The following is a 22,227-nucleotide window of genomic DNA, read 5'->3' as shown; positions in this document are numbered from 1 at the left end:
TCGAGTGAAAGGACGTGTGGTGGGCGGCTTCTGCGCAGGACGCACGGTGATCGTGACCGGTGCCGGACAGGGACTGGGCCGGGCCCATGCCCTCGAGTTCGCCCGGCAGGGCGCCGACGTCGTCGTCAACGACATCGACAGCAACCGGGCGGCGGCCCAGGCCGTCGTCGACGAGATCCTCGCGTCCGGCGCCCGAGCGGTCGTCAGCACCGGCGACGTCAGCGACTGGTCCTACGGTGAGCGCCTCGTGCGCGAGGCCGTCGAGACCTTCGGCGGGCTGCACACCCTCGTGAACAACGCCGGCATCAACCGCGACCGGATGCTGGTCAACATGAGCGAGCAGGAGTGGGACCTCGTCCTGCAGGTCGACCTCAAGGGCCACTTCGTGCCGATGCGCCACGCCGCCGCCTACTGGCGGGACGAGGCCAAGGCCGGCCGCCAGGTCGCCGCGCGCGTCGTCAACACGTCCTCCGGCGCCGGGCTCATGGGCAGCGTCGGGCAGGGCAACTACGGCGCCGCCAAGGCCGGGATCGCCGCCCTGACCCAGATCGCGGCCGCCGAGTGGGCCCGCTACGGCATCGTGGTCAACGCGATCGCCCCCTCGGCCCGCACCCCGATGACCGAGGCCGTCTTCGCCGAGGCGATGGCCGCCCCCGAGACGGGATTCGACGCGATGGACCCGGCCAACGTCTCCCCACTCGTGGTCTGGCTCGGTTCCGACGCCGCGCGGGCCGTGACCGGCGCCGTCTTCGAGGCCGCCGGCGGTGAGGTCTCGCTCGCCGACGGCTGGCGCCACGGGCTGGCCGCCACCAAGGGTGAGCGGTGGGAGCCGGAGGAGCTCACCGGCGCGATCGCGGACCTCATCGCCCGCTCCGAGCCGCCGACCCCCGTCTACGGCGCCTGACATGGGTTCGGAGGCGGCGCGGGCCACCGGAGCACCGGTGAGCGACGAGCAGTTCCGGGCCGAGATCCGCGGCTGGCTCCACGAGGCCCTCACCGGGCCGTTCGCCGAGGCCGTCGGCACCGGCGGCGAGGGGCGCGAGCACGAGGCGCACGAGTTGCGCCGCGAGTGGGAGCGTCACCTGGGCAGGGCCGGCTGGATCGGTCTCGGCTGGCCCAGCGAGTACGGCGGACGCCCGGCGACCCTGGCCCAGCAGGTCATCTTCCACGAGGAGTACGCCCGCGCCGGCGCCCCCGGCCGGCTCGGGCACATGTCCGAGCAGCTGCTCGGCCCGACCCTGCTCGCCTTCGGCACGCCGGAGCAGAAGGCGCGGTTCCTGCCCGGCATCACCAGCGGCGAGGACATCTGGTGCCAGGGCTACTCCGAGCCCGACGCCGGCTCGGACCTCGCCGGGGTCCGCACCCGCGCCGAGCGACGGGGCGACACCTACGTCATCACCGGGCAGAAGGTGTGGACCTCGCTCGCGCACCTGGCCGACTGGTGCTTCGTCCTTTGCCGCACCGACCCCGACTCGACCCGCCATGCGGGCCTGTCCTGCCTGCTCGTGCCGATGGACCAGCCCGGGATCACGGTGCGCCCCATCACCCAGCTGACCGGCACGAGCGAGTTCAACGAGGTCTTCTTCGACGGAGCCGTCGCCGCCGCCGAGCACCGCGTCGGCGCCGAGGGCGCGGGCTGGAAGGTCGCCATGGGCACGCTGGGCTTCGAGCGCGGCGTGTCCACCCTCGGTCAGCAGATCGGCTTCCGCCGGCGGCTCGACGCCGTCATCGCCCGGGCCCACGACAACGGCGCCTGGCAGGACCCGGCGCTGCGGGACCGCTTGATCGACGCCTACATCGGGCTGCAGGTGATGCGGCACTCGGCGGTGCGGCTGCTGGCGTCCGCCGGTGAGGGGCTGTCCGGCCTGGAGGCGTCGATCTCCAAGCTGCAGTGGGCGACGTGGAACCGCTCGCTCGGCGAGCTCGCGGTCGACGTCGAGGGGGCCGGGGCGCTGCTCACCGGGCCTGCGTACGAGCTGGACGACGCCCAGACCCATTTCCTCTTCAGCCGCGCCAACACGATCTACGGCGGCTCCAACGAGATCCAGCGCAACATCATCGCCGAGCGCCTGCTCGGCCTGCCGCGATGAGGTGATGACGATGCCCGAAGCGAACGCCGACCCTCAGCCGGTGGCCGAGGAGCTGGCCCAGATCCGCGTTTCCGTCGCCGAGATCCTCGACGAGCGGGCCGACCTGCGCCGTACCCATGAGGTCATGGTCGGGGCGCCGGGCCACGACCCGCAGCTGCATGAGCTGCTCGCGGCCGAGCTGGGCCTGCTCGGACTCGTCGTGCCGGAGCACCTCGGCGGGCTCGGCGCCGACGTGGCCGCCGGGACCGCCGTCATCGAGGAGCTCGGGGCCCGGCTCGTGCCCGGCGCGCTCGCGACGAGCCTCACCGCGATCCTCGCCGCCCGGGCCATCGGCGCGAGCGCCGAGCCCCTGCTGGCGCGCGTCGTGGACGAGCAGCTGACCCTGGCCATTGCCATCGCCGAGGACGGCACGGGCTGGGACCTCGAGCAGACCGCCACCCGCGCCGGCGGCACCGGCGGCGAGTGGGCGCTCACCGGGACCAAGACCCTCGCCGTCGGGGTCGAAGCCGCCCGGGTCGTCCTCGTCACCGCTCGGGACGCGGGCGGTGAACTGGGCGTCTACGCCGTGGACCGGGCCGCCGACGGGGTGGAGGTGCAGACGCACATGACGCTCGACCAGACCCGGCGGCTGAGCACGGTGCACCTGCGCGGGGCCGCCGCCACCCGGGTCGATGCCCCCGGCGGCGAGGGCACCCGGGTGCTGCTCGACCACGTGCGCGCCATGCTCGCACTGGAGTCGGCCGCCGCCGCCCGCGCCTGCCTCGACCGCACCGTCGAGTACCTCAAGGTCCGCGAGCAGTTCGGCCGCCCGATCGGGTCGTTCCAGGCCCTCAAGCATCGCTGTGCCGACCTCGCCGTCGCGGTCGCCGGGGCGAGGGCCACGGCCGACCACCTGGTCACAACGCTGCGCACCGGCGCCGCCACGCGCTCGCACGACGCGGCACTGGCCAAGCTCGTGTGCACCGACACGCTGATGACCGTGGCCGCCGAGGCGATCCAGTTGCACGGCGGCATCGGGTTCACCTTCGAGCACGACGCGCATCTGTTCTTCAAACGCGGGAAGTCGGCCCAGCTGCTGGCCGGTGACCCGTCGGCGGTTCGCGCCGAGGTGGCGGCGCTCGCCGGGCTCTGAGCCGGCCGCCGACGTCTACGGCAGGCAGCAGCGCACGACCGAGGGGGTCCGCACCGACGCGCGGACCCCCTCTGTCGTGCCTGGCCTGCGGGCTCAGCCGAGCGGACCGGTGCCGGGCGGCTGGGCGGCCAGGTGACGCGACGGGATCTCACCGCCACCGGCGACGACGATCTCCGTGCCGGTGATGTAGCCGGCCAGCGGCGAGGCGAGCAACAGGCAGGCCGCGGCGACGTCGGCCGGGGTGGCCATCCGCTGCATGGGGATCGTCCGGGCCACGCGGTGCTGTCCCGCCTCGTCGCCGTAGTAGAGGTGCGACAATTCGGTCTGCACGAGACCCACCGTCACCTGGTTGACCCGCACGGCCGGCGCGAAGTCGATGCCGAGGCACTGGGTCAGCATCGTCAGGCCCGCCTTGGCGGCGGCGTACGCGGCGGTGTCCGGGGCCGGGTTGGAACCGGCGACCGAGCCGATGTTGATGATCGTCCCGCCGCCCTGACGCTGCATGACCTCGTTGGCGGGCTGGGCGACGTAGAACGGAGCGAGCAGGTTGAGCGTGACGATCGCCGAGACGAAGCGCGGGGAGACGGTCGCGGTGTCGGCGCTCGGCGCGCCACCGGCGTTGTTGACCAGGATGTCCAGCCGGCCGAACCGGTCCACCGCCGCGGCGACGAGGGCCTTGGCCTGCTCCGGGTCCCGCACGTCGGACTGGACGAAGACGGGCGTGCGTCCGTCGGCCTCGGGCAGGTGCTCGGGCTCGCTGCGGCCGCACACGAGCACCTGCGCCCCTGCCTTGAGGAAGGCGCGGGTGATCTCGGCACCGATGCCACGGGTGCCTCCGGTGACGATGGCGACCTGGCCGGTCAGGTCGACGCCCCCGTGCGTCGCGGGCGTAGTGGGGGACTGGGTCATCAGAGCCTCTCAATGATCGTGACGTTGGCCTGGCCGCCACCCTCACCCATCGTCTGCGGGCCGGAGCCGGACGTCGGATCGGTCGGGTCTGGGTGCCTCGCCGCGATGAGTCTAGCAAGCGCTTGGTTGGTCGGCTACGATCCGTTCCTGACCAGTGGCCGGCTCAGCGTGAGGAGATGTCCGTGAGTGGCGTTTTGACCACGATCCCTGCCCTGCTGCGGCAGGCCGCGCAGGACGCCGCGGAGGTCGAGGCCCTTGTCGACGGTGCCTTGCGAATGACGTTCGCCGAGCTCGACGCGGCCGTCACCCGGTTCGCCAGGGCCGCGGTCGCGCACGGTCTCGAGCCCGGGGACCGCATCGTCATCTGGGCCCCGAACAGCGCCGACTGGGTCATCAGCGCCCTCGGCGTACTGGCCGCCGGGGGCGTGCTCTGCCCCGTCAACACCCGCTTCCGCGGGGAGGAGGCGCGGCACGCCATCGCCAAGGTCCGGGCCACGATGGTCATCCTCGACGACACCTTCCTGGACGCCAACTACCTGGCCACGCTGCGTGGCGACGGGCCACCACCGGCCGCCGGGCACCCCGTGCCGTCGCTGCCCTCGGTGCGCACCGTTGTCGACCTGCCCGCCGCCGCCGGCCGCGAGCAGGCCGGTGACGGCGTGTTGTCCCTGGCCGACTTCACCGCGCCGGCCGACCGGATCGACCCCGGCGTCATCGACGGACGGATCGCCGCCATCGACCCCGAGGGCGTGGCCGACATCCTGTTCACCTCAGGCACCACCGGCTACCCCAAGGGTGCGATGGTCTCGCACGCCTCGAACCTGCGCGTCGACCTGCAGTGGGCCCGGCTGGTCGGGCTGCGGCGCGGCGACCGCTATCTCATGGTCAACCCGTTCTTCCACAGCTTCGGGTACCGGGCCGGCATCCTCGCCTGCCTCCTCATGCGCGCGACGATCATCCCGGTCGCCGTGTTCGACGTCGATACCGTGCTGCGCCTCATCGAGCAGGAACGCGTCACCGTCTTCCCCGGCGCGCCCACCATCTACACCACCCTGCTCGAACACCCGGAGTTCGGCGCCTACGACACCAGCTCGGTGCGGCTGGCCGTCACCGGGGCGACGGTCGTGCCGGTGCCGCTGCTGCACCGGATGCGCGAGGAGCTCGGCTTCCGCGACGTCATCACCGCCTATGGCCTGACCGAGACGTGCGGCACCGCGACCGTGTGCCCGCCCGACGCCGACCTCGAGCGGATCTCGACCAGCTGCGGACGGGCGATCCCGGGCACCGAGCTGCGGATCGCCGGTGCCGACGGGCGGACGCTGCCGGCCGGTGAGGCCGGCGAGGTCCTCGTGCGTGGCTACAACGTGATGCTGGGCTACTTCGAGGACCCGGTCGCCACCGCGGAGGTCATCGACGAGGACGGCTGGCTGCACACCGGTGACGTCGGCTGGGTCGACGAGGACGGTTACCTGCGCATCACCGACCGGATCAAGGACGTCTACATGAACGGGGGCTTCAACGTCTACCCCGCCGAGGTCGAGCGCGTGCTGCGCGAGCACCCCGCGGTCTTCGACGTCGCCGTCGTCGGGGTCCCCGACGAGCGGATGGGCGAGGTCGGCAGGGCCTTCGTGCAGACCGTGACCGACTGGAGCGGGGACGAGTCGGTGCTCGTCGACGAGCTCGGGCAGTGGTGCCGGGACCGGCTGGCCAACTTCAAGCGCCCCCGCAGCTTCAGCATCCTGCCGGCCCTGCCACGGACCCCGAGCGGGAAGATCCAGAAGTTCAAGCTGGTCGGGTGAGCCCTGCGCCCACCCGGACAGGTGCCCGGTCACGAACGTGACCGGGCGAGGGTCAGCGTCGGCGCAGCGCTGCCGCGAGGGTCGCGGCCCGGCCGGCGAGGGCGGCCGCCTGCTCGGCGAACGACTCCGCTGTGCGGTCACCACCGCTCATCGCGCCCTGCGCGACCCTGGTGTGCACGCCCTCGACGATGCACGCGGTCTTCCACCAGTTGTAGGCGACGAAGTAGTCGATCCGGGCCGCGTCGGTGCCGGTGGCGAGGCAGTACCGGGCGAGCAGCTCGTCGCGGGTCGAGAAGCCGGGCAGGACGGTGGCCGGGTCGTGCAGCGCACGCGCCGCGTCGCCGGCCTGCGCCCAGTAGACGAGCAGCTGGCCGACGTCGGCCAAGGGGTCCCCGACCGTGGTCAGCTCCCAGTCGAGCACGCCCTGCACCCGCCACCGGCGGTCGAGCATGCAGTTGTCGAGGCGGAAGTCCCCGTGCACGATCCCCGAGCGGGACTGCTCGGGAGCCTTGGCCACGAGGTGCTCGTGCGCGGTCTGCAGATCGGGCAGGTCGCGGATCCTGGTCCGGTGCCAGTTCTCGTGCCAGCGCCCGAGCTGGCGGGTGACGTAGTCACGGCGATGGGCCAGACCCCCGAGCCCGATGACCTCCGGCTCGAGTCCGTGCAGGGCCACGAGGGCGTCGACCAGCGTCGGGCCGATGCGCGCGCGGTCAGCCTCGGTGGTGTGCCGCTCGACGTCAGCGGGGCTGCGCAGGACCGTGCCGTCGAGGTGCTCGAGCACGACGAGAGGTGCGTCGGCCACCTCGCCCGTCTCCTCGACGGCGAGCACGCGCGGCACCGGGAGGTGGCCGTGCAGCCCCCGCAGGATCCGCGCCTCGCGCAGCACGTCGTGCGCGGTGGCCGGGTGGTCCCCGAGCGGCGGGCGTCGCAGCACGACGACGTGGCCGGCCGCGTCGGTGGTCCGGTAGGTGAGGTTGGAGCGTCCCCCCGCGATGAGCTCGTGCCGCAGGTTCCCTTGCAGCTCGGGCACGGCGCGGCCGAGCCAGGCGTCGACCCCCGCCGGGAGACCGGCGGGCCGGGTGGTGCCGCTCGGGGCCGGACCTGTCTGCGCCTGGCCTGCTGCTGTCATTGGAGCGCCTCCTCGTTGTCGGGCGAGCGTAGCAAGCGCTTGGTTGGTTTTGGCGTACCGTGCACCTCGACAGACCCCACACCTGAACGCCCGACACCCGAACCGGTAGGAGCCCGATGTCCACCACGATCAACCCGACCTGTGTCAGCGGCATGGCCGCGATGTCCTGGGCACTGCCCGAGGAGATCGCGATGTACCGGCGCACCGGCACCGACCTCGTCGGCCTGCAGTGCGGCAAGGTCGCCGCCTTCGGCGTGGCGGCCCTCGGGGACCTGCTCGCCGAGCACGACGTACGGCTCGGCTACCTCGTCCACGGCTTCACCGCCCACCCGGACGACGAGCCGGGCTGGGCGCAGCAGGTCGCGGCGCTGCAGGCCGGCGTCGTCAACGCCCGCACGCTCGGGGCCGACCTCGTCTACCTCACGTCGGGCACGTCGGCGCACCTGACCTGGGAGGAGGCGGCCGACCGGTTCGCCGAGCGGATCGCCCCGGTCGTGGCCACCGCCCGCGAGCACGGAGTGCGCCTCGGCGTGGAGAACACCCTGCCGGTCAGGTGCGACCTCAGCTTCACCCACACCGCGCGGGACGCCTTCGCCCTGGCCGACCTCTGCGGCATCGGCATCTGCCTCGACCTCTACTGCTGCTGGCAGGAGCGGGGCCTGACCGACCTGATCCGCGAGCGGGTCGCGCAGATCGAGATCCTGCAGGTGTCCGACTTCCGGGTCGGCACTTCGATCTTCCCGAACCGGTGGGTGCCCGGGGACGCTGACCTGCCGATGGCGAACCTGCTGGGAACCGTCCTGCGGGCCGGCTACCTCGGCATCGTCGACGTCGAGCTGCTCGGCCCGGCCATCGAGGCCGAGGGCGCCGAGCCGGCGGTGACCCGCTCGATCACGTGGATGCGCGAGCAGATCGCGGCGGCGCGTCGCTGAACGTTCAGGGCACGTCCGCCCACCGCGGCGGGCGCTTGGCGACGAACGCGGCCGCGCCTTCGGCGGCGTCCGGGCCGGCGAGCAGCTCGAGGGTCGCGATCCGGTTGGCCGCGGCGAGGTCGTGTTCGCGGGTGTCCAGGCTCAGGTGCATGAGCCGCTTGGTCGCCAGCACCGCCGCTGGGGAGTGGGTCGCGATCCGGGCGCCGAGCGTGAGCGCGCGCGGGAGGACCTCGCCGGCGGGGACCACGGCGTTGACCAGGCCGAGTTCATAGGCCCGGGCCGCCGGAAGCGGCTCGGCCGTCAGCCCGATCTCAAGGGCGACGGCGAGCGGCAGGCGACGCGGCAGGTCGGTGCCGCCCTCGGAGGCGGCGATGCCGCGCCCCACCTCGGGTAGTGCGAAGTAGGCGTGCTCGGCTGCGACGACGAGGTCGCAGGCGAGGGCGAGTTCGAAACCACCGCCGACGGCGGGCCCGTTCACCGCGGCGATGACCGGCTTGCGGTAACCGCCGCGCAGCAGCGTCAGCGGGGAGCGGGCCACGTCGACCAGGCGCCCCTCGGTTGCGGCGCGCAGGTCCATCCCGGCGCTGAAGGACAGCTCGCCGGTGCCGGTCAGCACGACCGTGCGCACGCCCGGGTCCGCGTCGTACCCGAGCAGGGCGTCGGTCATCGCCAGGAGGGTATCGGGGTCGAGGGCGTTGCGCACCCGTGGCCGGTTGATCCTGATGACACCCACCGCGTCGACGCGCTCGCACACGACTGTGTCCATCGTTGCATCCTCCTTCGTCTCAGGGCCTTGACCCTTTCCTGCCGGCTGTTAACCTACCAACCAAGCGCTTGCTTCGCCGGTATCGACTGCGGATGTCCGGCACGTGACTCACCTCTCGCACCGCTCGCCACCGCGCTGGAGCAGTGCCCCGACAGACGGAACGACGAGGGACATATGGCCGACAAGACTCTGACCACCCGCGATGTCGTCTCGCGGCTCGAATCCGGGATGACCGTCGGCATCGGGGGGTGGGGCTCGCGGCGCAAGCCCATGGCCCTCGTCCGCGAGGTCTTGCGCTCCGACCTCAAGGATCTGACCGTCGTCAGCTACGGCGGGCCGGACGTCGGCCTGCTCTGCGCCGCAGGCAAGGTCAAGAAGGTCGTCTTCGGCTTCGTCTCGCTCGACAGCATCGCCCTCGACCCGCACTTCCGCGCCGCGCGGCAGCAGGGCGCCGTCGAGGTCGCCGAGTACGACGAGGGCATGCTCCAGTGGGGGCTGTACGCCGCCGGTATCCGCCTGCCCTTCCTGCCGACCCGCGCCGGGCTCGGGTCGGACGTGATGAAGCAGAACCCGACCCTCAAGCTCGTCCAGGACCCCTACGGCACCGAGCAGCTCGTGGCCATGCCGTCGCTGCGCCTCGACGTGGCACTCGTCCACATGAACCGCGCCGACGCCCAGGGCAACGGTCAGTTCCTCGGGCCCGACCCGTACTTCGACGACCTCTACTGCCTCGCCGCCGAACAGGCCTTCATGTCCTGTGAGCGGATCGTGCCCACGGCCGAGCTCAGCGCCACCGTGCACCCGGCGACCATCAAGATCAACCGTCAGCTCGTCACCGGCGTCGTCGAGACCCCCAACGGCGCGCACTTCACCTCCTGCGCCCCCGACTACGAGCGCGACGAGGCCTTCCAGCGTGAGTACGTCAAGGCCGCCGGCGACCGGCAGGCCTGGGCCGCCTTCGAGAAGCGGTACCTGTCCGGTACCGAGGATGACTACCAGGCGGCCGTGACCGCCCGAGCCGAGGAGGCCGCATGAGCAGCACCGTGACCGAATCCGCAGACCAGCCCGCGAGCAGCGCCGCCGCTGCCGGCGCGCCGGTGACTCGCGCCGAGTACTGCGCGGTCGCCGTGGCGGAGGCGTTCGCCGGCGACGGTGAGTTCATCGCCAGTGCCTTCGGCACGATCCCGGCCATCGGCGTCCGCCTCGCCCGGCTCACCGTCGCCCCCGACCTGCTGCTCACCGACGGTGAGGCCCGCTTCGTCTCCGGCAGCTGGCAGATCGGCGCGGACCCGCACGCCACCGAGGGTGTCGTCGTCGAGGGCTGGAGCCCGTTCCGCACGATCTTCGACCTCGTCTGGCACGGCAAGCGGCATGTCATGATGATCCCGAGCCAGATCGACGGGCACGGCAACACCAACATCTCGGCCATCGGCGACTACGCCAAGCCCAAGGCCCAGCTGATCGGCGTGCGCGGCGCCCCTGGCAACAGCGTCTACCACCCGACCAGCTACTGGGTGCCCAACCACTCCACGCGCGTCTTCGTCCCGACCGTCGACATGGTCTCCGGCGTCGGCACCGACAACGCCCGCGCCGCCGGCCCGGCCGCGAGCACGTACCACGACCTGCGCCGTGTCGTCACCAACCTCGCGGTCCTCGACTTCGGCGGCCCAGACGGCGCGATGCGCCTGCTCAGCCTGCACCCCGGTGTCACGCTCGAGGAGTTCCGTGCGGCGACCGGCTGTGACGTGCACGTCGAGGACGAGGTCCCGGCCACCCGCGAGCCGAGCGCTGAGGAGCTGCGCCTCATCCGCGAGGTCATCGACCCCCGCTCGCTGCGCGACCGCGAGATCCGCACATGAGCCAGGGATCGCATCCGACGTTGCGCACCCGGGCGACCGACCTGTTCGGGGTGCGGTATCCGATCGTCCAGACCGGCATGGGCTACGTCTCCGACGTACGCCTGACCACCGCGACGGCCAACGCCGGCGGGCTGGGCATCCTTGCGGCGGGCCTGCTGTCCTACGACGAGCTCGTCGTGGCCGTCAGCCAGATCCAGGCCGGCACGGATGCGCCGTTCGGCGTCAACATCCGCGCCGACCAGCCCGACGTCGTCAAGCGCATCGACCTGCTCATCTCGGCCGGAGTCAAGGTTGCCTCCTTCGCGCTCGCCCCCAAGCAGGAGCTCATCGCCAAGTGCAAGGACGCCGGCCTCGTCGTCGTCCCGTCGATCGGCGCGCGCCGCCACGCCGAGAAGGTCGCCGCGTGGGGCGCCGACGCCGTCATCGTGCAGGGCGGTGAGGGTGGTGGCCACACCGGCGGCGTGCCCACCAGCCTGCTGCTGCCCCAGGTCGTCGACGCCGTCGACATCCCGGTCATCGGCGCTGGTGGCTTCTTCGACGGCCGCGGCCTCGTTGCCGCGCTCGCGTACGGCGCCGAGGGCATCGCCATGGGCACCCGCTTCCTGCTCACCAGCGACTCGCCGGTCCAGCCGTCGGTCAAGGACGTCTACCTGTCCAAGACGGTCAATGACACCGTCCTGACCCTGCAGGTCGACGGCGTGCCGCAGCGCGTGCTGCGGGCCGGCACGGTCGAGGCGCTGGAGCGCACCTCCGCTCCCGGCCGGCTGCTGCGGGCGGTGCGCAACGCCTTCGCCTTCCGGAAGCTGTCCTGCGCGCCGTGGGGCGACATGGTCCGGGAGGGCCTGGCCATGCGCAAGGCCCACGACCTGACGTGGAGCCAGGTCGTCATGGCGGCCAACGCTCCGATGCTCTACCGGTCGGCCCTGCTCGAGGGCAGGACCGACGTCGGTGTCATGGCCACCGGCCAGGTCGTCGGGCTCATCGACGACGTCCCGAGCGTCGCCGAGCTCATCGACCGCATCATCGGCCAGGCCACCCAGATCCTTGACCGGCTCGGCGCGCCCGCGCCGGTCGCGTCGATCCCGGCCGCACACGAGGAGGACTAGTCATGGGAGCACTGCAGGGACGGGTCGTCGTCATCACCGGCGCCGGCCGGGGCCTCGGCCGTGAGCACGCGCTGCTCGCCGCCGCCGAGGGTGCCTCGGTCGTCGTCGCCGACACCGGCGCCGCCGCCGACGGCACCGGCAGCGACCCCTTGGTCGTCGAGGCCGTCGCCGCCGAGATCACGGCCGCCGGCGGGCAGGTGCTGGCCAGCACCGCGGACGTCTCCACCACCGAGGGCGCCCGCGAGCTGCTCGCGCTCGCCCGCGACACCTACGGGCGCGTCGACGGCCTCGTCAACAACGCCGGCATCCTGCGGGACCGGATGTTCGTCAACATGAGCGAGGACGACTGGGACGCCGTGATCCGTGGGCAACTGCGCTCGACGTTTGCGCCGTGCCGGGTGTTCGCCGACCACTGGCGCACCGAGTCCAAGGCCGGCAACCAGCCGGTCGCCTCGATCGTCAACGTCTCCTCGACCTCAGGACTCATCGGCGCCGTCGGGCAGACGAACTACGGCGCGGGCAAGGCCGCCATCGCTGCCCTCACCGTCATCCTCGCCCAGGAGATCGGCCGCTACGGCGTACGCGTCAACGCGATCGTCCCGGTCGCGCGCACCCGGATGACCCAGGACCTGCCCGGCATCGGGGAAATGGTCGCCGCCCCGGCCGACGCGGGCGCGTTCGACGTCTACCACCCGGGCAACGTCTCCCCGCTCGTCGCCTGGCTGCTCACCGCCGCCGCGCCGGTGACCGGCGAGGTGTACTACGCCAAGGGTGGCGAGATCCGCCGTTTCGCGCCATGGAGCTACGACTGGACCGTCGACAAGGGCGCCCGCTGGAGCGTCGAGGAGATCGCAAAGGAGATGGCCACCCGTGGCTGACACCGGTCACACCACCGCCGACTGGGCCGGCCCCGCCCACAGGCTGCTCTCCGGGCGCTCGGTGCTCGTCACCGCCGCGGCTGGCACCGGCATCGGCTTCTCGACGGCCCGCCGCGCCGCCGAGGAAGGCGCGCGGGTCGCCGTCAGCGACCGTCACGAGCGCCGCCTCACCGAGTCGGCCGACGAGATCGAGCGTCTCACCGGGCACCGGCCGCTCGCGGTGCCCTGCGACGTCACCGACCAGGCCCAGCTCGACCACCTCATGGACACCGTCGCCGCCGAGTTCGGCGGCATCGACGTGCTGGTCAACAACGCCGGCCTCGGCGGCACCGCGGCCGTGCAGGACATGACCGACGAGCAGTGGGACTCCGTCCTGTCGGTGACCCTGACCTCGACGTTCAAGGCGACCCGGTCGGTGCTGCGGCACATGATCCCGGCGGGCAAGGGGGTCATCGTCAACAACGCATCCGTCATCGGCTGGCGCGCGCAGAAGGGGCAGGCGCACTATGCCGCGGCGAAGGCCGGCGTCATGGCGCTGACCCGGTGCTCGGCCCTCGACGTCGCCGAGCACGGCATCCGGGTCAACGCGGTGTCCCCGAGCATCGCGATGCACGCCCACCTGGCCAAGGTGACCAGTGACGAGCTGCTCGCCCAGCTCTCGGCCCAGGAGGCCTTCGGCCGGGCGGCGACGCCGTGGGAGATCGCCAACGTCATCGTCTTCCTCGCCAGTGACTACTCGTCGTACATGACCGGCGAGGTCGTGTCCGTCTCGAGCCAGCACCCGTGACGACCCGGCGCGCGCCGGCGGTGCCGCCAGCGCGCACCTGACCAGCGAAAGGAGCTCGTCGTGGCCAATCCCGACGCGCAGGGCGTCACCGGCGCCCCCTTCCGGCTCGACGTCGAGCGCGGCAAGATCCGCGAATTCGCGCTTGCCACCGGGGCGGCCGACGCGGCCTACCTGCAGGAGGAGCACCCGGTCGTGCAGCCGACGTTCCTCACGACGACCTTCTTCTGGCAGGACGAGGACTCCAACCCGTGGTCCGCGGTTGACCTCGACCAGCAGCGCGGCCTGCACGCCGAGCAGCAGTACACCTTCTTCGGCGAGCCGCCTCGCGCCGGGACCAGGCTCACCTGCCAGTCGCGCATCGGCGAGATCTACACCAAGGTGGGTCGCCGCGGCGGTGAGATGACCTTCGCCGTGATGTACACCGACTTCCGCGACGAGACCGGGCGTCTCGTCGCCCAGGCCAAGCTCACCGGTGTCGAGACGGCCCGCCCGCCGGACACCGAGGGCACGACACAGGACGGAGCCTCCGCGTGAGCGACACGACCTCCACCGCCCGGCCCGGCCCGCCCGAGGCCGGCCTGCCCGTCCCGGCGACCCCTCCGGCGCGCACCTACGGCCCGGTGACCCGCACCGACTTCGTCCGCTACCAGGGCGCCTCGGGCGACATGAACCCGATCCACCACGACGAGGTCTTCGCCACGGCCGCCGGGTTCCCGAGCCCCTTCTCGGTGGGCATGTGGCAGGCGAGCCTGCTCGGCACCTTCGCCACCGACTGGCTCGGCGGCCCCAACGTGCGGGACTTCCGCATCCGGTTCCTGGCCCAGGTGTGGCCGGGCGACACCCTCACGCTCGAGGGTGCTCCACTGCGCACCTACGTGCTCGACGGCGAGGACGGTCGTGAGGGCCGCGTCGACGTCGAGCTGACCTGCCGGCGTCAGACCGGCGACACGGCCGTCACCGTATGGGCGACGTTCGTGCTGCCCTAGGACCTTTTCCATCAGGGATGGCCGGCTGCGGCGGGCCCCCTTGTGCAACAGGCCGCCCTAGGCATTGACGCCACCCTTCGCGGGCGCGACACCCGAGACCAGCGAGCAGCCCGGGACTACCGAGGAGCAGGGATGACCCCCACCACCCACCCGTCCGTGACGACGACCATCCACACCGACGGCATCGCCGAGATCGTCGTGGACAACCCACCGGTGAACGCGCTGCCCGTGGCCGGCTGGTTCGCACTCGCCTCCGCCCTCGACGCCGCCGGCGCCGACGAGTCGGTGCGGGTCGTCGTGCTGCGCGCCGAGGGCCGCGGCTTCAACGCCGGCGTCGACATCAAGGAGATGCAGCACACCGACGGATTCACCGCGCTGCTCGGCGCCAACCGCGGCTGTTACGCCGCGTTCAAGGCCGTCTACGAGTGCCCCGTCCCGGTCGTCACCGCCGTCAACGGCTTCTGCCTCGGGGGCGGCATCGGGCTGGTCGGCAACTCCGATGTCATCGTCGCCTCCGACGACGCCACCTTCGGCCTGCCCGAGGTCGACCGCGGCGCCCTCGGTGCCGCGACCCACCTGTCCCGGATAGTGCCGCAACACCGGATGCGCGCCATGGTCTACACCTCGGCCACGGCCACCGCCCAGGAGTTGCACGCGTACGGCACGGTCCACAGCACCGTACCCCGCGAGCAGTTGCGCGAGGCGGCGCTCGCGGTCGCGACCCAGATCGCCGCGAAGAACCCCACCGTCATCCGGGCCGCGAAGGCCTCGCTCAACGGCATCGACCTGTGGGACGTCAACCGCAGCTACCGCTTCGAGCAGGGCTTCACGTTCGAGCTGAACCTCACCGGGGTCGCCGACCGGATCCGCGACGAGTTCGCCGGCACCGACAAGGCGGCGCGCTCGGGCAGCGAGGGCTGAGCCGTGCGTTCGATGGTGGTCCGTAAGCTCGGGGATCCCGAGGTGCTCACGGTGACGGACGGGCCGCAGCCGCAGCCCGGCCCCGGGCAGGTGCTCGTCGACGTCGTCGGCGCCGGGGTGAACTTTCCCGACGGCCTTATCGTCGCCGGCACCTACCAGACCAAGCCGGAGCTGCCGTTCGTGCCCGGCTGTGAGGTCGCCGGCACGGTCGCGGCGCTCGGCGACGGGGTGACCGGCCCGCCCGTCGGCACCCGCGTCATCGGCTTCTGTGGCATCGGCGGCTACGCCGCGCAGGCGCTCGTCGACGCCCGTATGGTCCACCGGTTGCCCGAGGGCATCGACCTCGTCGAGGCAAGCACGATCCCCGTTGTCTACGGCACGTCCTATCACGGGCTCGTCGACCGGGCCGGCCTCGCAACCGGCGAGACACTGCTTGTGCTCGGCGCCTCCGGCGGCGTCGGCCTCACCGCCGTGCAGATCGGCAAGGCCCTCGGCGCGACCGTGATCGCGGCCGCCTCGAGCGAGGACAAGCGTGAGCTGTGCCTGGCGCACGGGGCCGACCACGCCATCGGCTACGACGACATGACGGCGATGGTGCGCGAGCTGACCAGCGGCGCCGGTGCCGACGTCGTCTACGACCCCGTCGGTGGCGACGCCGCCACCGCGGCGCTGCGTACCCTCTCGTGGGCTGGGAGGTTCCTCACCGTCGGCTACGCGGCGGGCGAGATCCCGCAGGTCAAGTTCAACCGGCTGTTGCTCACCGAGGGCGCGGTGCTGGGGGTCCTTTGGGGCGCCTGGGCCAAGCGCAACCCGGAGGCGAACGCCGCGAACATGACGACGCTGCTCGAGTGGGTCGCCGCTGGCCGGCTGAGGCCACACGTCAGCGAAGTCTTCCCGCTCGAGGAGGCTGCCCGCGCGCTCGCCACGGTGATGAACCGTGGCGCTCGCGGCAAGATCGCCCTCCGCGTGAACTCAGGCAAGGAGTGACGGTGGCTGACGCGACCGACCTGACCCAGATGGACCTCGGCCCCGGCCCGCGCTCGAGCGAGTTGCTCGCGACGTTGCGCACGTTCATGGCCGAGCATGTCTACCCAGCCGAGAAGGTGTACGCCGCCGAGCTCGGTGCCGCGGCCCGCGTGAACGGGGGCGTGTCCCACGTCCTGCCGCCGGTCGTCGAAGCACTGAAGGACACGGCGCGCAGGCTAGGTCTGTGGAACCTCTTCCTGCCTGATCTGTCGGGCCTCACGAACGTCGAGTACGCATACCTCGCCGAGGAGACCGGACGCTCGCCCTACCTCGCCCCCGAGGCGCTCAACTGTGCCGCGCCGGACACGGGCAATATGGAGCTGCTGCACATGTTCGGCACGCCCGAGCAGAAGCAGCAGTGGCTCACACCGCTGCTCGAGGGCACGATGCGCTCCGGCTTTGCGATGACCGAGCCGGACGTGGCCTCCTCCGACGCACGGAACATCTCCACCTCGATCGTGCGCGACGGAGACGAGTACGTCATCAACGGACGCAAGTGGTGGACGACCGGCGCGGCGGACCCGCGCTGCGACATCCTCGTGCTGATGGGCAAGACGGACCCGGAGACGGCCGTCTACCGGCAGCAGTCCATGGTGCTCGTGCCGGTCGCCACCCCCGGGGTGACGATCGTGCGCTCGCTGCCGATCTTCGGCTACCACGACCAGCACGGTCACTGCGAGATCCGGTTCGACGACGTGCGGGTGCCGGTGACGAGCCTGCTCGGCGCTGAGGGCGACGGTTTCGCGATCGCCCAGGCCCGCCTCGGCCCGGGCCGCATCCACCACGCGATGCGCTGCCTCGGCATGGCCGAGCGGGGCCTCGAGCTCATGGTGCGCCGGACGATGGCCCGCGAGGCGTTCGGCGGCCCGCTCTCCGAGCAGGGCGTGATCCGCAATTGGATCGCCGAGTCCCGCATGGAGATCGAGCAGGCCCGCCTGCTCGTGCTGAAGACGGCGTGGCTCATTGATCGGGGCGGGGCCAAGGACGCCGCGACCGAGATCGCCGCGATCAAGGTCGTCGCGCCGCGGGTCGCCCGCAACGTGCTGGACCGTTCGATCCAGGCACATGGCGGCGGCGGGGTCACCGACGACTTCCCGATCGCCCGGATGTGGGCCAGCGCCCGGATCCTCGGCATCGCCGACGGCCCGGATGAGGTGCACCTGCGCACGGTGGCCCGCACGCAACTACGCTGCTACCGTGACACGGCGCCAGCGGGCGCCGCCGAGGCGGGGCAGGGCTGAGATGGACCTGACCTGGTCGGCGCAGGACGAGCAGTTCCGGGCGGAGGCCCGGAACTGGCTGGCGGCGAACGTGCCGCGGCAGCCGCTGCCCTCGGGGGACACCGCGGAGGGCTTCGCCGCGCACCTGGCGTGGGAGCGGGCGCTGCACGCGGACCGGTGGTCGGTCGTGTCGTGGCCCAAGGAGTACGGCGGCCGCGAGGCGTCGATATGGCAGTGGCTCATCTTCGAGGAGGAGTACTACCGGGCCGGTGCGCCGCAGCGGGTGACGCAGAACGGCATCTTCCTGCTGGCCCCGACGATCTTCGAGTTCGGCACCAAGCAGTAGCAGGACGAGCTGCTGCCGCGGATGGCGGCGGTGCAGGACCTGTGGGCCCAGGGCTGGTCGGAGCCAGGCGCGGGCAGCGACCTGGCGGGGATCCGATCCCGGGCGGTGCGCGACGAGCAGGCCGGGTCGGCGACCGATCTGCTCCGCGACCGTGTGGCACGCTCGTGGATGCAGGCGCACGCCCACCAGCAGTTCACGCTCGCGCAGGTCACCGACATCGTCGAGGGTCGCCAGGTCGGTGCGCGTTCGAGCCTCAACAAGGTCTTTAATCCTCAGGCAGCGTGTAGTTCAATGCTGCTTGACGCGCCTGAGCTGCGGAAACTCCTCAATTAAATGTCCACTGTGGACCTGAGTCGCTCGAAAATTGCTCGAGTGTCGGAATGCCGTCGAGGCATTTCGGCAAGGTCCCAGCGATCTGCCGGCGCAAACACTGGCGCGGCCTGGCCACCCGCTTCGACTGTGCCAGCCACTACCGGGCCACCCTCGACCTCGACGAGACGTTGGACTGGCTATGCGCAGTACCCGATGGCCGTGAGCAGCGAACCTCAGCTCCTTCATCGGCGTTCGATGGCAGCTCGGACGGCCAAGCGCGCCACTGTCAGAAAGGCTGGCACGCTCGAATCGACGTCATGCGAACGGGCGGTGGTGAGCGTGACCCGGACTCCTGCACCCTCAAATACGGACGACAAGCCTCTGGTTGTGGACGATCACCTAATTCGGTTCTGTCACGCGAAGCGTGGCGGGGCGGTCGGGACTGCCGGTCAGTTGGGTTGGAGGATGCGCCGCCTCAGCAGGTCGAATTTGGCTCGGCCGTACATCTGTCTTTTGAGCATCTTCACGCGGTTGACCTGGCCTTCGACCGCGCCGGAGCTCCAGGGCAGGCTCAGCCCGGCCGTTACCGCAGCAAGGTCCCGTTGCAGGCCTGCGGCGGCCGCGGTGTCGCCCGGGCTGGTGCGCGACGCGCTGGTCGCCCGGGTCGGTGACCTGGCCCGCCACGTCGTCACGTGCTGCCTGCTGCTCGACCCTCAGCGCATCGTGCTCGTCGGCGGTGTCGCCCGCGACGACCTGGTGCGCGAGCTGCTGATCGACAGGCTCTCCCACGCGCTGCCGTACCCGCCCGAGGTGGTCCTGTCCGACTTCGCGCAGGACGCCGCGCTGCTCGGCTCGATCCCGCTCGCGATGCAGGCCTGACCGCGACGGGCGTGGCCGGCGGAGCCGGCCACGCCCGTGAGACAGCACGCGTCAGGCGCCGAGGGTACCGACCTCCGCGCAGGCGAACGGCACGGTGATGCTGACCTCGCCCAGCTTGCCCGCGTCGTCGCTGAGGGCCGGCAGGGTCAGTGTGCCCGCGGGCCGCTCGGCCGGGCCGGTCATCGACGCCTTCGCGCCGTCGACGTCCTCCGCCGTCAGTTCGCTGAGGGTCACCCCTTTCTTCGGTTTCGGGGCGGACCAGTCGAGGCCGGACAGGGTGTTCATGAGGGCGCCGGTGTGCTGGACGACGGTGATGCTCAGGTCCTCGTCGGAGACGCTGCCGTCGGCGGCGATGGTGACGGTGCCGATGGCGCCGACGTGTGCGTCCGTGTCGAAGTAGAACGACACGCTGAGGTCGCCGCCGCTGCGGTAGCACCGGGTGGTGGCCGCCCAGCCCGGGCGGGTGCCGGGCATCCCGGCACCGCTGACCGTGATCTCCTGCGCCGGCAGGGTGGTGAGGGTCGCCGTGCAGTCCGTGGCGCCCTCGATCGTGGCGAACACCCGCCGGTCGCCGCGCCGCAGCAGGAGGGCGGGCATCAGGCCGAGACCGCTGAAGACCTCCTGGGAGGCCGCCGCTTCCTTGGGGTAGCGCAGTTCGTCGGCGACGTACCACTCGCCGGCGCCCAGCATGTCCACGAGGCGGTCGCACCGCTGCGCCGTGACCATGCGCAGCCCGTCGCCGGGCAGCGGTACCGCGATCACCTCGGGGGTGACGTAGAGACCGGCGAAGCCGGCCGGCAGCGCGGCCCCCGGCGGGTTCGCGCCCGCCCCGGTCGTCGGCCGCGGCGCGGGCTTGTGGTCCGAGGTGCACGCGGCGAGGCCCCCGGCGAGGACCGTGGCGAGCAGTCCGGTGAACACCCGGCGGCGGTGGTCAGAGGTTGTCGTACTCATACGTCACCTTCGGGCAGCGCGGGTCCTCGGTGACCCGCAGGACGGGCCAGGTGAGGTCGCTGAGCGGGAAAGAGTTGCCGGCCAGGAGGATCTCCACCTCGCCGACCGGGCGGCCGACCCGCCAGTCGTCGAGGATCTCGGCGCGGGTGTTCAGGTAGCGGTCCGGGTTGAGGTCGAGGACCCCGTCCAGGAACTGCTTGCCGCCCTCGCCGGTCATGATGAAGAACGGGTTGGGGCCGGACCGGTCGTTGGTCAGGACGCTGAGGTTCGAGTTCTCCTGGCCGCCGATGCTCTTCGGGACGGGAATCCCGGCGACGGCGCCGGCGAGCTGCTCGAACTCGCTGTACTCGACCCCGCTGTAGCCGCCCTTGCCCTTGAACGGCCCGGCCAGGCCGGTGCAGCTCACCAGGTCGACGTACACCTTGGGAATCGACGCGAGGATCAGGTTCACGGAGTTGCTGCCCTTGGCGACGAGGATGTCCGAGCCGTGGTAGGTGACCGCGATCGTGATCGTCTGGCTCGGCAGCCCGGCCTTGACCAGGACGTCGCGGAGCAGGTCGAAGGTCTTGCCGATGCCGTAGCCGACCGGGTTGCCGAGCAGGCCGTAGGTGTCGCCGAGCTCGAACGGGAAGCTCTCCTTGTCCAGCGCCGCGATGAACGTCGCCTTGCCGCGCAGCTCCGGCCCCTCGCCCGGCGGGTCCTCGACCGGCGGCTTGACCTCCAGGGTGGACTTGCCGTCCTTGCCGGTCTTCTCGCCACGGGTCATCTTGGCGCTGTCCGCGGCCACCGCCTGCAAGAGCTGGCCGCCGCCCTTCTGGATGGTACCGACCTGCGGCTGCTGGCTGGACCAGCGGACCGTCAGGCCCTCCATCGGCCCGGCCTTCGGCATCTCGACGCCGGCGAGCGCGTAGCATTCGAGCTTCTCCAGGGCGACCTTGATGTCGAAGATCGCGGTGGCGGTCAGCGTCACATGCTCGCCGCGGCTGCCCGGGGCGTGCTTGAAGTGCGTCGCGGACTTGTCGGCGGTGAGGTCGATGCGGGTGCCGAGCATCAGCATGATCGCGCTGGCCGTGGCGCCGGCCTTGCCCCACGCCTCGTTGGCCTTGTCGAAGATCTCCTTCGCGCCCTCGCCGAGAATCGCGCCGGCCAGCCGGTCCTTGAGCTCCCCTTTCAGGAAGTCGCTGTTGGCCTTGATGACCGGGTCGTCCGGGGCGGCGAACAGGGCCGCGAACTCGCCGCACGCGCCCTTCGGGTCCTCCGCGTGGGCCACGCCGCCGCCGACCAGCCGGTCGAACAGGCCGGGCGCGGGCGCGGCCGCGCCGTTCTTGGCACCCTTGGCTACCAGCGCGAACCGACTCGTCGCGTGGCTGAGCAGGAGGATCGTCTGCAACGGGTCGAACCACACCTCGGCCGGGTCGGCGGCGGGATGGATCACCTGGCGGTGCTGGGCGGCGAGGGCGCGCACGGCGGCGCCCGCGGTCGTGAACACCGCGCCGTCGCCGGGCTGCTTGCCCCAGCCGCCGATCGCCGTGGCGAGCTGCGCGAAGGTCGGCGCCTTGTCGGTCAGCCCGACGGCCACCAGCAGCGCCGAGAACTGCTCCGGCGTGTACCTGTCGCCCTCCCGCGTCGCCTCGGCGAGCAGCGGGACCAGCTCGGCGTAGATCGGCGCGTCCAGCAGCGTCACCTCGTCCGGGGCGGCGACGACCGGCCCTTTCGCGGACACGATCGCGAACCCCGAGCGCCGCAGCAGCTCGGCGGTGGCGGCCGGGGCGCCGGCCAGGTCGCTGGTGATCGTCGCGACGAGCTGCTCCGCCGCGGCCGCCGGCTCGGCGGGCAGGCCGGCAGCGGCGGCGGCGACGGACTTGCGGTCGACGGCGCCGCGTGCGGCTGTGTCGTCGCGGTCGCTGTCGTCGGTGCAGCCACTCGCCGCCAGTGTCGCGACGACGGCCAGGGCCAGCCAACGCCAGCCGGTTGAGCTACGTCTCAAAGAACTTCCTCACCAACGGTCTCACGACGCTTCCCGGGCCAGGCACCGGCCGGTTCGGCCGGGGCGACGGCATCCGGCCTGGCCCGAGCAGGACACCACGCGCCTGTCCCGAGCGGTAAGGGACCACCGTCCCGGTGGGCCGGGACAAGCGGCCGCTGCCGGTCGCCGCGGCGCCGATCATGTACCGATCAGACGGGAGCGGGAACGCAGCT

The 22,227-nt window shown here is 71.9% G+C and carries 22 protein-coding genes and 2 pseudogenes; 17 read left to right on the top strand and 7 right to left on the bottom strand.

The annotated features are described in order from the left end of the window. Positions 1-4: 4 nt before the first annotated feature. The 3 genes from ACQEVZ_RS04260 to ACQEVZ_RS04250 are packed head-to-tail and all read left to right on the top strand — an operon-like array spanning position 5 to position 3,222. Complete coding sequence (locus ACQEVZ_RS04260) at positions 5-904, top strand: SDR family oxidoreductase (RefSeq protein ID WP_344510843.1); 900 nt, start codon at positions 5-7, stop codon at positions 902-904. Between the two features lie 37 nt (positions 905-941). Beyond that, the gene (locus ACQEVZ_RS04255) at positions 942-2,090 is read left to right on the top strand and encodes an acyl-CoA dehydrogenase family protein (protein WP_344511110.1); all 1,149 of its coding nucleotides are present in this window, start codon (positions 942-944) and stop codon (positions 2,088-2,090) included. Positions 2,091-2,100: 10 nt separating this feature from the next. After that, the gene (locus ACQEVZ_RS04250) at positions 2,101-3,222 is read left to right on the top strand and encodes an acyl-CoA dehydrogenase family protein (protein ID WP_344510841.1); all 1,122 of its coding nucleotides are present in this window, start codon (positions 2,101-2,103) and stop codon (positions 3,220-3,222) included. 93 nt (positions 3,223-3,315) lie between these two features. Here the strand turns inward: ACQEVZ_RS04250 and ACQEVZ_RS04245 are convergent, their stop codons facing one another. Next, positions 3,316-4,131 carry an SDR family oxidoreductase gene (locus ACQEVZ_RS04245; RefSeq protein ID WP_344510839.1) on the bottom strand — a complete coding sequence of 272 codons (816 nt, stop codon included), beginning with the start codon at positions 4,129-4,131 and terminating at the stop codon, positions 3,316-3,318. A gap of 182 nt (positions 4,132-4,313) precedes the next feature. Here ACQEVZ_RS04245 and ACQEVZ_RS04240 point away from each other — a divergent pair, with 182 nt between their 5' ends. After that, complete coding sequence (locus ACQEVZ_RS04240) at positions 4,314-5,930, top strand: FadD3 family acyl-CoA ligase (protein WP_433361529.1); 1,617 nt, start codon at positions 4,314-4,316, stop codon at positions 5,928-5,930. 52 nt (positions 5,931-5,982) lie between these two features. Here the strand turns inward: ACQEVZ_RS04240 and ACQEVZ_RS04235 are convergent, their stop codons facing one another. After that, a complete protein-coding gene (locus ACQEVZ_RS04235; RefSeq protein ID WP_433361526.1) occupies positions 5,983-7,059 on the bottom strand; it encodes a phosphotransferase family protein in 1,077 nt (358 codons plus the stop codon). A gap of 116 nt (positions 7,060-7,175) precedes the next feature. On the opposite strand from ACQEVZ_RS04235, the gene ACQEVZ_RS04230 reads away from it, so the two are divergent. Beyond that, the gene (locus ACQEVZ_RS04230) at positions 7,176-7,991 is read left to right on the top strand and encodes a sugar phosphate isomerase/epimerase family protein (RefSeq protein ID WP_344510833.1); all 816 of its coding nucleotides are present in this window, start codon (positions 7,176-7,178) and stop codon (positions 7,989-7,991) included. A 4-nt stretch (positions 7,992-7,995) separates the two neighbouring features. On the opposite strand, the gene ACQEVZ_RS04225 is transcribed toward ACQEVZ_RS04230, so the two are convergent. Further along, the gene (locus tag ACQEVZ_RS04225; RefSeq protein ID WP_344510831.1) at positions 7,996-8,757 is read right to left on the bottom strand and encodes an enoyl-CoA hydratase-related protein; all 762 of its coding nucleotides are present in this window, start codon (positions 8,755-8,757) and stop codon (positions 7,996-7,998) included. A gap of 174 nt (positions 8,758-8,931) precedes the next feature. Here ACQEVZ_RS04225 and ACQEVZ_RS04220 point away from each other — a divergent pair, with 174 nt between their 5' ends. From ACQEVZ_RS04220 to ACQEVZ_RS04170, 11 genes and pseudogenes are all read left to right on the top strand, one after another. Continuing rightward, entirely contained in the window at positions 8,932-9,792 is an 861-nt protein-coding gene (locus ACQEVZ_RS04220; RefSeq protein WP_344510829.1) for a CoA transferase subunit A, read from the top strand. Next, a complete protein-coding gene (locus ACQEVZ_RS04215) occupies positions 9,789-10,616 on the top strand; it encodes a CoA-transferase subunit beta (protein ID WP_344510826.1) in 828 nt (275 codons plus the stop codon). Before ACQEVZ_RS04220 ends, ACQEVZ_RS04215 begins: the two co-directional genes overlap by 4 nt. Then, a complete protein-coding gene (locus tag ACQEVZ_RS04210) occupies positions 10,613-11,722 on the top strand; it encodes an NAD(P)H-dependent flavin oxidoreductase (RefSeq protein ID WP_344510824.1) in 1,110 nt (369 codons plus the stop codon). The genes ACQEVZ_RS04215 and ACQEVZ_RS04210 overlap by 4 nt, the downstream gene beginning before the upstream one ends. A gap of 2 nt (positions 11,723-11,724) precedes the next feature. Then, positions 11,725-12,600: an SDR family NAD(P)-dependent oxidoreductase gene (locus ACQEVZ_RS04205; protein ID WP_344510822.1), complete on the top strand. Its 876-nt coding sequence runs from the start codon at positions 11,725-11,727 to the stop codon at positions 12,598-12,600. Next, positions 12,593-13,387: an SDR family oxidoreductase gene (locus tag ACQEVZ_RS04200; RefSeq protein ID WP_344510820.1), complete on the top strand. Its 795-nt coding sequence runs from the start codon at positions 12,593-12,595 to the stop codon at positions 13,385-13,387. Before ACQEVZ_RS04205 ends, ACQEVZ_RS04200 begins: the two co-directional genes overlap by 8 nt. 60 nt (positions 13,388-13,447) lie before the next feature. After that, complete coding sequence (locus tag ACQEVZ_RS04195; RefSeq protein ID WP_344510818.1) at positions 13,448-13,921, top strand: FAS1-like dehydratase domain-containing protein; 474 nt, start codon at positions 13,448-13,450, stop codon at positions 13,919-13,921. Further along, positions 13,918-14,373, top strand: a complete 456-nt coding sequence (locus tag ACQEVZ_RS04190) for a MaoC/PaaZ C-terminal domain-containing protein (protein WP_344510816.1) — start codon at positions 13,918-13,920, stop codon at positions 14,371-14,373. The genes ACQEVZ_RS04195 and ACQEVZ_RS04190 overlap by 4 nt, the downstream gene beginning before the upstream one ends. Positions 14,374-14,505: 132 nt before the next feature. Continuing rightward, positions 14,506-15,294 carry an enoyl-CoA hydratase family protein gene (locus tag ACQEVZ_RS04185; protein ID WP_344510814.1) on the top strand — a complete coding sequence of 263 codons (789 nt, stop codon included), beginning with the start codon at positions 14,506-14,508 and terminating at the stop codon, positions 15,292-15,294. Positions 15,295-15,306: 12 nt separating this feature from the next. Continuing rightward, positions 15,307-16,281 carry an NADPH:quinone oxidoreductase family protein gene (locus tag ACQEVZ_RS04180; protein WP_344510812.1) on the top strand — a complete coding sequence of 325 codons (975 nt, stop codon included), beginning with the start codon at positions 15,307-15,309 and terminating at the stop codon, positions 16,279-16,281. A gap of 29 nt (positions 16,282-16,310) precedes the next feature. Continuing rightward, entirely contained in the window at positions 16,311-17,561 is a 1,251-nt protein-coding gene (locus ACQEVZ_RS04175) for an acyl-CoA dehydrogenase family protein (RefSeq protein WP_354895164.1), read from the top strand. A 1-nt stretch (position 17,562) separates the two neighbouring features. Beyond that, a pseudogene (locus ACQEVZ_RS04170) lies at positions 17,563-18,003 on the top strand (acyl-CoA dehydrogenase family protein); the annotation flags it as partial. 437 nt (positions 18,004-18,440) lie between these two features. Here the strand turns inward: ACQEVZ_RS04170 and ACQEVZ_RS04165 are convergent. Both ACQEVZ_RS04165 and ACQEVZ_RS04160 read right to left on the bottom strand, forming a co-directional pair. Next, positions 18,441-18,575 carry a hypothetical protein gene (locus ACQEVZ_RS04165; RefSeq protein ID WP_354894683.1) on the bottom strand — a complete coding sequence of 45 codons (135 nt, stop codon included), beginning with the start codon at positions 18,573-18,575 and terminating at the stop codon, positions 18,441-18,443. Positions 18,576-18,647: 72 nt separating this feature from the next. Next, positions 18,648-18,815 (bottom strand): annotated as a pseudogene (locus tag ACQEVZ_RS04160) (ISL3 family transposase); the annotation flags it as partial. Between the two features lie 7 nt (positions 18,816-18,822). On the opposite strand from ACQEVZ_RS04160, the gene ACQEVZ_RS04155 reads away from it, so the two are divergent. Next, positions 18,823-19,077, top strand: a complete 255-nt coding sequence (locus ACQEVZ_RS04155) for an ROK family protein (RefSeq protein ID WP_344511118.1) — start codon at positions 18,823-18,825, stop codon at positions 19,075-19,077. A gap of 51 nt (positions 19,078-19,128) precedes the next feature. On the opposite strand, the gene ACQEVZ_RS04150 is transcribed toward ACQEVZ_RS04155, so the two are convergent. Together ACQEVZ_RS04150 and ACQEVZ_RS04145 are read right to left on the bottom strand one after the other, a co-directional pair. Continuing rightward, positions 19,129-20,028 carry a hypothetical protein gene (locus ACQEVZ_RS04150; RefSeq protein ID WP_433361515.1) on the bottom strand — a complete coding sequence of 300 codons (900 nt, stop codon included), beginning with the start codon at positions 20,026-20,028 and terminating at the stop codon, positions 19,129-19,131. Next, positions 20,009-22,015, bottom strand: coding sequence for a hypothetical protein (locus ACQEVZ_RS04145; protein WP_433361512.1), 2,007 nt, complete (start codon positions 22,013-22,015; stop codon positions 20,009-20,011). The genes ACQEVZ_RS04150 and ACQEVZ_RS04145 overlap by 20 nt, the downstream gene beginning before the upstream one ends. Positions 22,016-22,227 lie beyond the last annotated feature (212 nt).

The organism is Dactylosporangium sp. CA-152071 (genome assembly GCF_050936335.1).
Lineage (GTDB): Bacteria > Actinomycetota > Actinomycetes > Mycobacteriales > Micromonosporaceae > Dactylosporangium > Dactylosporangium maewongense.
The sequence above is the reverse complement of the archived record's forward strand: the minus strand, read 5'-3'. Positions and strand labels throughout refer to the sequence as shown.